Genomic DNA, 13,440 nt, shown 5'->3' on the forward strand with positions numbered 1-13,440 from the left:
TTCGAACCTCTTGCGTTTTCACTAGCTAATCACTATCCAATAACTGCCTTGAAGCCCGGACGGAAATGATGGGTGTTTCTGGTTCTCAATTCCGCATACCGGGTGCCAACCCTGCTTAGCCCTTGATCGGGCCGGGAGGGCTGACTTGCTTCATCAAGTCGTCGTTCCATTCGCCTTCGACCAGAACGTGACCTGCTGCGCCCAGTTCCATGGCTTCGATCAGGTTGTGGTTCACATAGGCGTACACACCAGGCTGCTTGAAGGTGTAGAGCGCCACACCGGCCGAACCGCCGCGAATGAACCAGGTTTCCAGGTTCTTGGCAGGTGGATCATCAAACTTGCCCAGTTCCCAAACCCAGTCACCGTGCCCACCGATCAGGTGAGGACGGGTGTCGCGGTTGGCCTGCGAGTGAATGAACAGCACGGTTTCACCCACGTTGGCCTTCATAGCACCGTCGCCCATCAAGGCACCGACCTTGCCGTTGAACACCACGTGGCTGGGGATCAGACCACGCATGGCTTCCAGGGTATCGCCGTAGCTTTCAGCCGAGGAACCATACTTTTTGAAGTTGCCCTTTTCATCACGAGGGATGTAGAGGTCAAACTCGCCAATGGTGTAGACACGGTCGTAATGCAGCGAGTTGCCCGCCGAATCCTTCAGGCCGTCGCGTGGCAGCACCATGACGGTACCGTGCATGCCCTGGACCACGTGCCAGGCTACCGAGCCTTCGGGTGCGCAGTGGTACACAAACGTACCGGTACGGTCGGCCTTGAAGCGCAAGGTGGCTTGTTCGCCGGGGTTCACGTTGGTCAACTTGGCACCGCCCAGCGCGCCAGTCGAGGCGTGAAAGTCGATGTTGTGCGGCATGGTGTTGCTGGCTGGGTTGACCAGGGTCAGCTCCAGGTAGTCGCCTTCATGCACAACCATGGTGGGGCCGGGCATGGAGCCATCAAACATCATGGCGTGCATGGTGGTGCCATCGCGATCGACCACGATCTCTTTTTCCACGATGCTCATGCGGAACTCCACCACGCGAGGCTCGGGACCTACTTTCTGCTCGTGCTTGTGGACCATAGGAGGCGCAACCAGATCCACCTTGACCCGCTCCAGCTTGGCGATCTGGGCTTCTGTACGCGCGGCCAGCCAGGGCGCGTTCTTTTTTGGTGCAGCCGTCTCGCGGGCTTGTACTTGAGCCGCCAGCAAAGTCGTTCCTGCGGCGACACCTAGGCCAGCACTTTTCAAGAAATGACGACGTTCCATACTACCTCCGGTTTGATCCAGGCGTGATGCCTGCTGATTAAATAGTTGATTGCTCTAACAGTTACAGGATGTATTTGAACGTACTTGGCCCAAGCCATCTTTGTTGCAGCGCAAGCATTGGCGATGAACACAAAAAAAACCGCCTTAAAGGCGGTTCCAGAAAATACCTGTTAACGATACGCAGCCACCCAATCCGCAAGGATCATCTGCTTAGCCGTTCTGCAACTGATCAGCTTTCGCGACTCTCTTGGACTGCCATCAGTTTGTCCAGGGCCGAGAACAAATGGCGCCGCTCAGCGGCGGTGAGTATCTGTTCCAATTCCTCCTCCAGTTTTCCGACCTGCTCTTCAGCAGGCAAGAGCAAAGTCTGGCCTTGGGCAGTCAGATGTAATTGCTGTAAGCGTCGATCCCGCGGATCTGAATGACGTTCGATCAAGCCACGCTTGACCAGACGCTCGACCACCGGCACCAGATTGGATGGCGAGATATCCAGCGTTTCACCCAATTGGCGCAAATAGATTCCCGGATTAGCATCGAGCAAGATCAAAATAGAAAACTCACTGGGCTTGAGATCATGCTCGGCAACACGATGCGCAAACAACTTATGAATATGAATTTCCGTACGCGTGAGGCGATAGCCCAGAAAGCGGAGAAGGCGTGACTGGTCAACCGCGGATTCGAGAGCACTGTCCATGAGTTGGTGTCTGACTAAAAAAGAAAAATGCCTGCAAGACAGTGTCGACACAACATCGACACCATCCTGAGTGGCACACCGTTGATCGGTGCAGACATCAATCATAGAGCATAGACCCACCAACCGTCTCAGACGAGCTTGTGCACAGGCACCGCGCTTGTCACTGCCGCCTCGATCCTGCTCAAGTAATAGCGGGCATCCAGCAAGCCATGATCAAAGAAATAATCGGCACTAGCCACCTTGCGCTCGCACAAGCTGGTATCGGCATGCAAGCGACTGACCCGCCCTGCCCGTGCCCAGGCAAATGCCATACACACGATGCCGACCAAGCGCAGATAGTCCTCCGCACACCGGGCCAGTACTTGCGTATCGTGTTGAGCGCAGGTGCATAAATGGGTCGTCACTATGTACAGTTGGTCACTCCACTGTCTTAATGCTTTCCCCCATGGACATTCTGCCAACGCCTCCAGACAGGCATCCGCTTCCCAGCGCCAGGCCTGGAGCAAAGGTTGCAAGGCCTCGGGCCCCACGGCGGCAATCTTGCGCTGTAGCAGATCCAACGCCTGGATCTGGTTGGTTCCTTCATAAATCATGGCAATACGCGCATCTCGAAGCGTTTGCTCAATACGATACTCATGTACGTACCCATAGCCGCCAAAAACTTGCAGTGCGTCGCTGGCCAAGGAAAAGCCCCGCTCTGTAAATAACGACTTGACGACTGGTGTCAGTAAAGAGGCCAGATCCTGCGCCCGAGTCTGCTCTTCACCCTCTGGCAAGCTCTGCGCCAAATCAAGCTGATGCGCTGTCCATGCCGCCATCACCCGCATACCTTCCGTCCAGACACGCAAGTCGGCGAGAATGCGTTGCATAGCGGGATGATGGGCAATAGGATCCGCTACTCCATTGGCCTGTGCCGGGCGGGGTTGCACCCGCATCTGATAACGTTCGTGAGCATAAGAGCGGGCCAATTGCCACGCCGCTTCTGCATGACCTAAGCCTTGCAACCCAACATGCAAACGAGCCGAATTCATCATCACAAACATGGCGGCCAGGCCTTGATGCGGTTTGCCTATCAGCCACGCATGGGCTGCCTCGAAACGCATCGAGCAAGTAGCACTGCCTTTGATGCCCATTTTCTTCTCAAGGCCATCACAGTAAATCGTATTGGGCACAAGCCCCCCCTCCTTGGGAATCAGGCGCGGGGCCAGGAACAAGGACAGCCCCCGTGTCCCGGCAGGGGCATCAGGCAGACGTGCCAGCACCAGATGAACGATGTTCTCGCTCATATCCTGATCGCCACCGGAGATGAAGATCTTGTTGCCATGCAGGCGGTAAGAACCTTCTTGTTCGGGCAGCGCCTGGGTACGCAGCAAACCCAAATCGGAACCGGCTTGTGGTTCAGTCAGGCACATTGTGGCTAACCAGCGTCCGCTAACGATATGCGGCAGATAGGTGCGGCGAATGTATTCATCACCATGAGCATTCAGGCAGGCATAGGCACCATGCAGAATTCCTGGATACATGGCCCAGCCATGATTGGCTGATGCCAACATTTCATGCAAGGCCGTATCGAGCAACTGAGGCAGGCCCTGGCCACCCACGCCGGGATCGCAGGCCAACGCAGGCCATCCAGCCGCCATAAAATCTGTATAGGCCTTGGCAAACCCGTCTGGTGTCAAGACCCGGCCATTCTCTAGACGACATCCTTGCAAATCAGCTGGCCCATTAAGCGGAGCCAAGACGTCGGCACAGAAGCGACCGGCAGCCTCAACTACCCTATCTGCCGTTTCCTGATCCAGCCCTTCGTAAGCCGACAAACGGCACCAATCCTCCTCCGCCTGCAAGCAATATTGCTGTACAAAACGAAAGTCCTCTAATGGGGGCTGATAATGCGATGCTTGCATACTTAAGTCCTCTCTTGCTGCGCCAAAATGGCGACCAGTTGACGATACGGGCCAATCGCCCGGGCCAGGCACACTGCTGACAACAAGGCTGCCAAGGCAGAGACCAAACCCAATGACAGCCCTACTTTCTGTTCGTCATGGAAAATAAAATCCGTGAAAAAAGCGACCAGAAAGGGCCCCATACCCAAGCCAATCAAATTAATCAGAAGCAGGTAAATCGACGTGACTTGTCCCCGCAATTGATTGGGGGTAATGGCCTGCAAGATAGGGGGGGCCAAGGCAACGGGCATCCCCAGAAAGAAGGTCGTTGCTGCCACAGCCACCAAAGCAAGCTCGGCAGAAGGGGCGAAGGCCAGCGCCACTCCAGTCACGATCAAAACGCTGGTGGCGGCCAAGGAAATCAGGATCGAGCCTACCAGCTTGCCCCGTGCTGTCAGATGGTCAGCCAGAAAGCCACTGACCAGCATGCCACCAATGCCAAAGCTCAGAATAATGACCCCATAGGCTGGGCCAATTTCACCAGGAGTCCACCCCCACTGGCGGATAAAGGTGGCGGGCAGCCAGGCCGTGACGCCGAACGTGATCATGGCAGTCAAGCCGGGAGCCAGCAGCAGTGGAAAGTAAGCCCGTTTATGGCGCAGCACATAGCGCCAATCAGGAGCGGGAGCCGAACCGGCATGTGGAGTCGAGTCAGTCCCTTTCATGCCCCGCCGCACCGGCTCGCGCACGGTCAGCATTAGCAGAATAAGAGGAATACCGGGCAAAGCCACAAAGATGAAGGCCGCCTGCCAGGGTTTGAAGCTGCCCAGCAGCGGAAACATCAGCGTGCCTGATTGGCTGGTCGCTTCAATAACCAGCCCACCCACAATAAATGCAGTCGCCGATCCTATATAAACCCCTGATGTATAGATACTCATGGCGCGGGCCCGACGCTCGGGCGCGAAGTAATCGGCCAACATAGAATAGGCGGCCGGAGACAGGGCGGCCTCGCCAATGCCCACAAACATACGGGCGACAAAAAGCGATGCAAAGCCAGTCACATAGCCTCCTGCGGCAGTGGCCAACACCCACACCACCATTCCGATCACAATCAGGTTCCGACGATTCCAACTATCCGCCAAGCGGCCCAGAAAAATTCCAACAAACGTATAGAAAATGGCAAATGCAAAGCCGTGAACAATACTGAACACCCAATCTGACAGATGCAAATCCTTCTTGATGGGCTGCACTAACAGGCCCAAAATCTGGCGATCCACAAAAGACAGCGTGTAGGCCAGCAACAAGACAATCGTGACGTAATACGCATAGCCCAAGGTTGAAAGCTGGTTGGAAGCGGGCATGCGTACACGGCCCGGCAAGTAAGGCAGGCTCAAGGCAAACTCCTGTGAAGGATGGGGAAGGAAATTAAATGGACTGGCATGAACAGCCAGCCCTGGTGGGCCTCAGCCGCTTTGGCCCTGAAGCAGCATCAAGGCATCTAATGCAACTACACCCTGACCTTCAGGCAGCACAATGACCGGATTGAGGTCTATCTCGCTAATAGCAGGCGTCCCACGCAACACCTGCCCAAGACGGATGATCAACTCGGCCAACGCTTCGCGATCAAGTCTGGGGGAGCCTCGATAGCCATGCAACAAGGCCGCTGCCTGCAACTGATCGAGCTCATGCAATACCTCTGTCATGGAGAGATCAGCATCCAACAAGCGAACATCGCGCATGATCTCTGCCGTAACCCCCCCCATGCCTACTAAAATCACGGGTCCCCACTGCGGATCCTGACGCGCCCCTACAATCATCTCCAGGCCGCGCCGTCCCATGACCTCTACCAGCACACCATCAAGAACAATACTCACGTCGTAGTTAGCCACATTCTCATGCAGACGGTTCCAGGCCTGCTCTAAAGATGGCCTGTCGCCAACGTTGAGAATGACACCGCCTGCATCGCTCTTATGGCTTAACTGCGCAGACTGGGCCTTGAGCGCAACAGGCCAACCCAGCGTCTGGGCAGCCTCTACCGCCTGTTCCAGGCACGTAGCCAGTTCTCCACGGGCAAATGGTATGCCCGCTTGGGCCAGGATCTGCTTGGCCTGATATTCAGGAATGACGGTACGATCTGTCGGCAACACTAAAGCTTTGGGTTCGCTGTGACTACTGTCAAAGCTACGTGCTTGAAACGCTGTCAAACGTTGTACGGCACGCAAGGCCCGCTCGGTACTGGGGAAATATGGAACGCCCAGGCTACGCATTTGCTCAATGAACTCGGGAGGAACAGCCGCCCCCTCGTCCAATCCGGCAAGCACCACGGCTTTTCGGGGACGCAAGTCGTGTATGGCTCGCAGCACCGGTGGCATTTTGATGCCGCAGGTCACCGTATCGCCCTGAATCAGGCCAACAACAAGAGTGGAGAAGCGTTCGTCCCTCAGCAAAGCCGTCAAAGTACGGTAGTAAAGGTCCGGATCAACCAAACCTTGCGCCGTCAAGTCCAAGGGATTGCTCACACCCACAAAGCCGGGCAACACCGACCTTAGCTGCGGTGAGTCCTGATCACTGATCTCCGGCAGGTCCAGTTGCAGAGCCTCGGCCCAATCCAGGGTCAAGGCCTTGAAGGCCCCCGACTCACCCAGAACCGCTACGCCCGCAGCCGGCAAGGCAGGACAACGAATGGCAATCTCGGCGATATCACCCAGCTCTTCCAGCGTTTCAGCAAAAACAGCACCCGCACGCTCCATCTTGGTGCGCATCAATGAATAGTCGCCTGCCAGAACACCGGTATGTGTGGCCGCGGACGCGCGAGCCGCACTACTTTTGCCCGGATGAAGCAGTACAAGCGTCTTGCCCTGACTACGTGCCTGAGTAACCGCTGCCAGCATGCGCTCTGGATGACGAAACTGCTCCACAATCATCGCAATAACGCGGGTATGGCTTTGCTCCAGCAGGAACTCCACATAGTCCTCCGCAGCACTGGCCGCCTCATTGCCCGTCGAAACCGCGTAGGACAAGGGCAAGTTGCGACTGGACAAGGTGGTGCACAACACCGTCATCATCGCACCGCTTTGCGACACCACCCCAATGCACGGCTGTTGTTCCTGCGTCTTGTGCCGAATGTCAACTTGCACAAACGTCAATGGCACACCTTGCTGATAATTGATACTCCCCAAACAGTTGGGCCCTTCGATCACCATGCCAGCCTCAACCGCGATTCGGGCAATCTCATTTTGCTCGGCTTGCCCCTGTATACCGGCCTCGGCAAAACCTGCCGTAAAGATGATCGCCGCACCGACACGCCGCTTGGCCAGTGAACGAACGGTATCCAGAACGGCCGTTTGTGGAATCGCCAATACAGCCACATCCACGCCGTCAGGCAACTGCTCAACGGATGTCAAGCAAGGACGGCCTGCTATCTGGACTCGCCTGGGATTGATCAAGTAAATCTCGCCGGCAAAACCGTTTCGCTCCAGATTACCCAGTACCGATGCACCCAGTGCTCCGGGTGTGGCCGATGCGCCCACAATAGCTATGGAGCCCGGCCTTAATAGCCGCCCGATATCCGGCCGCTGAGCGGCCACCCTCTGTGTCCTTATCACTGCTGTCTCCCATTGAGTGGTGGCAGCTCTCTTTCAGACCAAAGAGGCTGTCCCCCTGCTGTGCCCCTTATCGGGCTTCTTGTTTGGAAAGGTCGTAGGTTCCCAAGCCAGGTTTGTATGTTTTGTCGTCCAAAAACTGCCGCATACCTTCTTTGCGACCTTCGTTATCAAAACTGTTGGCCGCCTCCTGAACACGCACCAGATAATCTTCCGCATTGTCGTAGGTCATCTCCTGCACACGACGGATGGCATCCTTGGTGGCCTTCAATGCAATCGGGTTTTTTTGCAACAAGACTCGGGCGACCTGTGTCACGCGCTCTTGCAAGCTCTCCAAGGGCAAGGACTCATTGACCAGCCCCCACTGGGCTGCCGTCCGACCGTCAATACTCTCACCCATCATGGCGTGATACATCGCATTACGGAATGACAACAACTCCACAGCAACTTTTGAGGCCCCTCCACCGGGCAAAATACCCCAATTGATTTCAGACAAGCCGAACGTGGCCTCATCCGCGGCAAACGCCAAGTCGCAGGCAAACAAGGGACCATAGCCTCCACCAAAGCACCAGCCATTAACCATCGCAATCGTCGGTTTCTGAAACCAACGCAGTCGGCGCCACCAACCGTAGCTTTCGCGTTGCGCCTTACGCGTCCCTTTCAGGCCAGTGGCTTCTGTTTCCCTGAAATATTCTTTCAAATCCATACCAGCAGTCCAAGCCGAGCCCTCGCCACTGAGCACCACCACACCAACGTCCTCGCGGAACTCCAGTTCATCGAGCACACGCATCATCTGACGATTAAGTTGCGGACTCATGGCGTTGCGTTTCTCGGGACGATTAAATTTCACCCAAGCGATACGGCCCTCTACCGTACACAACACGGTTTGCTCTTCTGTGCGTTCAATATTCATCAGCCTTCCTTGCTCTTTTAAAACTGAGTGTTTGATCAATTGATTCAATTAGATAATTATTATGATATATAACCATTATTGATCATCACAATACAGCGTTAACCCTAGGTGACTACAAATACAACCTTGCATAAGGTCACTATTCTGACCTGGTCAAGCGGTGCGCTCCCTGCTTGACCAATCTGCGTTCAATATGAAAAAAACCGCCCGAAGGCGGTTTTCTTGCAGAGACTCTCTCTTAAGATAAGAAAGCGTGAGGGAACAAGATCAGGATGTTTTGATAGCACCCGCAGAATTGGCCGAGATTGTCCGACGCCGTGCGGAAATACGTACCCAAACCTGCTGGAACACAATCAAGGCACCGGCAATGAACACAACGTCACCCAAGGTACGCCACCAGCGCAGGGATTGCAGGATAGGCTGCTGCATGAACTCTTCGCTGCGGGCATACCACATGCCTTCCGAGATGCTGGCCCAAGCCTGAATAATCCCGGCCGGCAGCAAGCTGACGAACATCATCAGCACCAGACCCAGGTTCAGCGTCCAGAAGCCCCAGCTCATCAGGCGATCGTTGTAACGAACCTCGGGCGAGATATAACGCACCACCAGCAAGACAAAGCCCAGAGACAGGAAGCCATACACACCGAACAAGGCTGCGTGAGCATGCAATGGCGTGGTGTTCAAACCCTGGATGTAGTACAGCGAGATAGGTGGGTTGATCAGGAAGCCAAACACACCAGCACCCAGCATGTTCCAGAAGGCCACGGCCACAAAGAACATGACAGGCCAACGCAAATCACTCATCCAGCTGGCTTGCTTCTGCATCTTCCAGTTATGGAAAGCTTCGTAGCCCAGCATGATCAAAGGCACCACTTCCAACGCGCTGAAGGAAGCACCAATGGCCATGATCGGCGTGGTCGTACCCGAGAAGTACAGGTGGTGCAAAGTACCAGGCACACCACCGACCAGGAACAGCGAGGCCGCTGCCAAACCCGCAATCGTGGCACTACGCTTGGAAACCAGACCCAAGGTCAGGAAGATAAAGCCCATGGCAACCGTTGCAAAGACCTCGAAGAAGCCCTCAACCCACAGGTGAACCACCCACCAGCGCCAGTACTCCATGATGGTGATATTGGTGTGCTCGCCATAGAACAAGCCAGTACCGTAGAACAGACCAATGGCCACGGTAGAGATGGTCAACAGAACCAATAAATGGTTGTCGCCCTTGTCACGACGCAAGGCAGGCCACATGCCACGCAACATCAGCAGGAGCCAGAAAGCCAGGCCAATGAACTTGATGATCTGCCAGAAACGGCCCAGATCCAGATACTCATAACCCTGGTGACCGAACCAGAAGTTCAGCTCGGGGGGCAGGATGTTTTTGATGGCCAGGAAGTTGCCGGCAAAAGAACCAATAAAGAGCACAACCAGAGCGCCGAACAGAACGTCCACACCCAGACGCTGGAACTTCGGATCCTCGCCCCCGTTAATCAATGGCACCAGGAACAGACCAGCGGTCAGGAAGCCACTGGCAATCCACAAAAGGGCTGCCTGAATATGCCAGGTACGGGTCAAGGAGTAAGGGAACCACTGCGACACGTCTATGCCATAGAACATCTGGCCTTCGACCGTGTAGTGCGCCGTAAAGCCGCCCAGGAAGACCTGGATGACAAACAGGGCAACCGTCAGGAAGGCATATTTTTTCAGGGCACGCTGCGAAGGGGTCAGGCGGAAAGCCAGAACCGGATCAGTGGCCGGTGCAACAGGGGCTTCCTCTTCTTTGTGCGTAAAGGCCCAGATCCAGACCAGCAAACCAATACCGGCCAGCAAGAGCACGATACTGACAATGGACCAGACAATATTGGCCGTGGAAGGATGGTTATCCACCAAAGGCTCATGTGGCCAGTTGTTGGTATAGCTGACGGTAGTACCAGGACGCTCCGTTACCGTGGCCCAGGACAGCCAGAAGAAAAAGCGGGTCATGTCCTGACGACGCTGCAGCTCTGGCAAGGTGTTGTCCTTCATGGCGAAGCTTTCGCGGCTGGACTTCAGCTCAGGCGCGTCGCCAAACAGGTCGATGTAATACTGGGCGGTGGTATCGATGGCCTTGGCGCGACGTTCGCTGATCTGCAATACGCCCGTCGCTTCATCAATGCGGTTGGGACGGTATTCGTCCTGCAGTTCCTGCCGCAAAGTGGCCTGCTGACTGGATGTCAGCTGATCGTAGTTCAGCGAGTAGGTTTGCTGGGCAGCCAGATCCAGCCAGGCCAGAGCCTCGCGGTGCAACCAGTCGGCGCTCCAGTCCGGAGCCTGGTAGGCCCCATGCCCCCAGATCGAGCCCAGCTGCATGCCGCCGGTACTTTGCCAGGCGGACTGGCCACGATGTATCTGTTCCTGTGAGGTAAATTCACGGCCATCCGGTGTGACTACCTTGACGGGCATGGGGGGTGCCTGGCGATACACCTCCACACCTGTCCATCCCAGGATGGCAAAGGTCACCATGGTGACTGCCACCAGGGACCACCATAGTTTTTTATAGCTACGCATTTTCTTCTCCGTCTCGCTGATGAATCAAACGACCCAATCCAAACAAGTCCTGGCAGGACCCAGTTACCTGGTCAAAACCTGTTTGGGTACGGCCCCGGAACGGGGGACGGACCGAAGCACACGCCTTGTAGCGATGTTCTGCTAAGTCGGGGGTCATGTCATAGTCCTTAAAAATGTATGACAAAACATCTAAAGCAAAGACCGTGCCAAGTTCTGGACGACATAGATCAAAGGATTGCAATCAGCCTGGGTATAAACTACCTCGACAAAACTGGGTATTTTTCACCATAAGGGTATTTTTCACCCATGCTAGATCTCTTGATTGCCGACCTTGCCACCGAGATTCCGGGGCCTTTACGCCTGCAGCGCATGGTGCATTTGCTGGCACGGCACTTTGGCTGTGATGCGGCGGGTTTGCTGAAGCTGGACGACACGGTGCTGCGCATTGTGGCGGCCAGTGGTCTGGGCCATGACACTTTGGGGCGTCACTTTGTCATTGCAGATCATCCCCGACTGGCGCGGATCCTGAACTCCCACAGCCTGACCCGCTTTGAACCCAACTGTGCCCTGCCGGACCCTTATGACGGCCTGCTTGATGACAAGCTGGGCCAGCCCCTACCGGTGCATGATTGCGTGGGAATTACCGTGCAAGTCCAGGGCACGCCCTGGGGCATTCTGACGCTGGATGCCTTGCGACCAGGGACGTTTTCAGCCTCCACGCTGGTGGAACTCAAGCACTGGTGTCTGGTGTTGGAAAGCGCAATTCGCATCAGCGAGCTGGAAGAAGAAAACCGCAGCTTGCGCCTGCTCTCCACCTTGCCGCCCGATTACCTGTCGCGCAATAACTCGGCCGCCATCATTGGCAACAGCAAATCCCTGCTGGAGGTCATTCAATTGCTGGACACGGTGGCCACCTCCGAGCTGCCTGTGCTCTTGCTGGGTGAAACCGGCGTGGGAAAGGAGTTATTTGCACAACGCCTGCACCAACGCTCACCACGCCACAACAAACCCTTGATATACGTGAACTGCGCTGCCCTGCCCGAGTCTCTGGCAGAAAGCGAATTATTCGGGCACGTAAAGGGAGCATTCTCGGGTGCCCATGAGAATCGGGCCGGGCGCTTTGAAGCGGCCCAGGGCGGAACCCTGTTTCTGGATGAAATCGGCGAGTTGTCTTTAACGATACAAGCCAAGCTGCTGCGTACCTTGCAGAACGGCGAGATTCAGCGCCTGGGGGCGGACCATCCCATCAAATTGAATGTACGTCTGGTTGCTGCCACCAACCGTGATCTGAGCCAGCAGATCGCCCAAGGTGGTTTCCGGGCGGACTTGTTTCACCGTCTGTCGGTTTTCCCCCTCACGATCCCCGCCTTGCGCGAGCGCCATCAGGACATTCTGCTGCTGGCAGGCCACTTTCTGGAAACCAACCGTTCTCGTTTGGGATTGCGCGGAATTCGCTTATCCCCCGACGCAGAAACCGCTTTACTGGCTTATCATTGGCCGGGTAATGTTCGCGAACTAGAACATTTGATCAGTCGGGCAACCATCCGCCTGCTGGTCGATACGCCAGATCGTAACCAAATATTTACGCTTGGCGCCGATAATCTCAATTTGTTACCTTCTACCCACCAGCCTGTCGCAACGACCAGTACGGCTATTGGTGCACCTCGCCAATCCTTGCGTCAGTCCGTTGAGCAACTGCAAAGCCGGCTGATCCGGCAAGCTCTGGATGAGACCGACGGTAACTGGAGCCAGGCTGCCCGGCAGCTAGGCATAGACCCCAGCAATCTGCACAAGCTGGCCAGCAAACTAGGGCTTAAAACCCGCTCAGAAAGCTTAAGTGATGACTGACATATCCTACCCCTCCTTGTTAGCCAGCCTGCCCGTTTTCTCCCAGCTGAACGCAGCCAGCATTAACGAACTGTGGCAGGAGGGGCGCCTGATCCACTACGACAAGGACAGCCAGGTCTTTCGTCAGGAACAAAGCAGCGACCACTTTTTTGTTCTGCTGCAAGGCCTGATCAAAGTCGTACGCACCATGCCCAATGGCTCACAACTCCTGGTACGTTTTGCCTTGCCCGGCGACGTAATTGGCATTGCCCCTGCCCTGCGCCGTCGCAACTATCCGGCAACCGCCATTAGCGTGACCACCAGCGCCGCATTGGCCTGGCCTGAAAAGTCCTGGGACAGCCTGACGCAACGCTTTCCTTGCCTGCTCAGTTCTGCACAAGACACGGTCGCACAACGACTAAGCGATGCCGATGATCGCCTGCTGGAGATTCATAGTCTGGAAGTGGAGCAGCGGCTGGCTCACAGCCTGCTGCGCTTGATTCGCCAGGTGGGCCAAAGCGGCGCACAAGGGACGTCCTTGAGTATTCCGGTAACCCGGCAAGATCTGGCCGACCTGGCCGGGACCACCTTGTACACGGCCAGCCGCGTCGTCAGCAGCTGGGATCATCAAGGTTTGATTCTGGCAGGCCGCAAGCAAATTACGATTGCGGACCTGGACAAGTTTGCACAAGCGGTTCTGGAACGCGGCTAAG

Annotated in this window: 9 protein-coding genes; 2 read left to right on the forward strand and 7 right to left on the reverse strand. The window is 55.8% G+C overall.

Annotated elements, in window-relative coordinates; genetic code table 11:
• Nucleotides 1-115 precede the first annotated feature (115 nt).
• From nirK to NBV64_RS16250, 7 genes are all read right to left on the reverse strand, one after another.
• Complete coding sequence (gene nirK, locus NBV64_RS16220; RefSeq protein ID WP_009458792.1) at nt 116-1,261, reverse strand: copper-containing nitrite reductase; 1,146 nt, start codon at nt 1,259-1,261, stop codon at nt 116-118.
• 229 nt (nt 1,262-1,490) lie between these two features.
• Nucleotides 1,491-1,955 carry a MarR family winged helix-turn-helix transcriptional regulator gene (locus tag NBV64_RS16225; RefSeq protein ID WP_009458790.1) on the reverse strand — a complete coding sequence of 155 codons (465 nt, stop codon included), beginning with the start codon at nt 1,953-1,955 and terminating at the stop codon, nt 1,491-1,493.
• Nucleotides 1,956-2,083: 128 nt separating this feature from the next.
• Nucleotides 2,084-3,859, reverse strand: a complete 1,776-nt coding sequence (locus tag NBV64_RS16230) for an acyl-CoA dehydrogenase family protein (RefSeq protein WP_250756141.1) — start codon at nt 3,857-3,859, stop codon at nt 2,084-2,086.
• 2 nt (nt 3,860-3,861) lie between these two features.
• Entirely contained in the window at nt 3,862-5,232 is a 1,371-nt protein-coding gene (locus NBV64_RS16235) for an MFS transporter (RefSeq protein WP_009458788.1), read from the reverse strand.
• Nucleotides 5,233-5,301: 69 nt separating this feature from the next.
• Entirely contained in the window at nt 5,302-7,425 is a 2,124-nt protein-coding gene (locus NBV64_RS16240) for an acetate--CoA ligase family protein (protein ID WP_250756142.1), read from the reverse strand.
• 85 nt (nt 7,426-7,510) lie between these two features.
• Entirely contained in the window at nt 7,511-8,353 is an 843-nt protein-coding gene (locus NBV64_RS16245) for a p-hydroxycinnamoyl CoA hydratase/lyase (protein WP_250756143.1), read from the reverse strand.
• Nucleotides 8,354-8,620: 267 nt separating this feature from the next.
• Complete coding sequence (locus NBV64_RS16250; RefSeq protein WP_009458786.1) at nt 8,621-10,900, reverse strand: nitric-oxide reductase large subunit; 2,280 nt, start codon at nt 10,898-10,900, stop codon at nt 8,621-8,623.
• A 306-nt stretch (nt 10,901-11,206) separates the two neighbouring features.
• On the opposite strand from NBV64_RS16250, the gene norR reads away from it, so the two are divergent.
• Nucleotides 11,207-12,748 (forward strand): nitric oxide reductase transcriptional regulator NorR, encoded by a 1,542-nt coding sequence (gene norR, locus NBV64_RS16255; RefSeq protein ID WP_250756144.1) that lies wholly within the window; start codon nt 11,207-11,209, stop codon nt 12,746-12,748.
• Entirely contained in the window at nt 12,741-13,439 is a 699-nt protein-coding gene (locus tag NBV64_RS16260) for a Crp/Fnr family transcriptional regulator (protein ID WP_250756145.1), read from the forward strand. The genes norR and NBV64_RS16260 overlap by 8 nt, the downstream gene beginning before the upstream one ends.
• The last annotated feature ends 1 nt before the right edge of the window (nt 13,440 follow it).

The organism is Alcaligenes sp. DN25, from assembly GCF_023674485.1.
Lineage (GTDB): Bacteria > Pseudomonadota > Gammaproteobacteria > Burkholderiales > Burkholderiaceae_B > Alcaligenes > Alcaligenes phenolicus.

Excerpts from the sequence above, each read along its gene's own strand:
- NBV64_RS16250 (WP_009458786.1), bottom strand. The coding sequence starts at position 10,900 with ATGCGTAGCTATAAAAAACTATGGTGGTCCCTGGTGGCAGTCACCATG.
- NBV64_RS16260 (WP_250756145.1), top strand. The coding sequence starts at position 12,741 with ATGACTGACATATCCTACCCCTCCTTGTTAGCCAGCCTGCCCGTTTTC.
- NBV64_RS16245 (WP_250756143.1), bottom strand. The coding sequence starts at position 8,353 with ATGAATATTGAACGCACAGAAGAGCAAACCGTGTTGTGTACGGTAGAG.
- norR (WP_250756144.1), top strand. The coding sequence starts at position 11,207 with ATGCTAGATCTCTTGATTGCCGACCTTGCCACCGAGATTCCGGGGCCT.
- NBV64_RS16225 (WP_009458790.1), bottom strand. The coding sequence starts at position 1,955 with ATGGACAGTGCTCTCGAATCCGCGGTTGACCAGTCACGCCTTCTCCGC.
- nirK (WP_009458792.1), bottom strand. The coding sequence starts at position 1,261 with ATGGAACGTCGTCATTTCTTGAAAAGTGCTGGCCTAGGTGTCGCCGCA.
- NBV64_RS16230 (WP_250756141.1), bottom strand. The coding sequence starts at position 3,859 with ATGCAAGCATCGCATTATCAGCCCCCATTAGAGGACTTTCGTTTTGTA.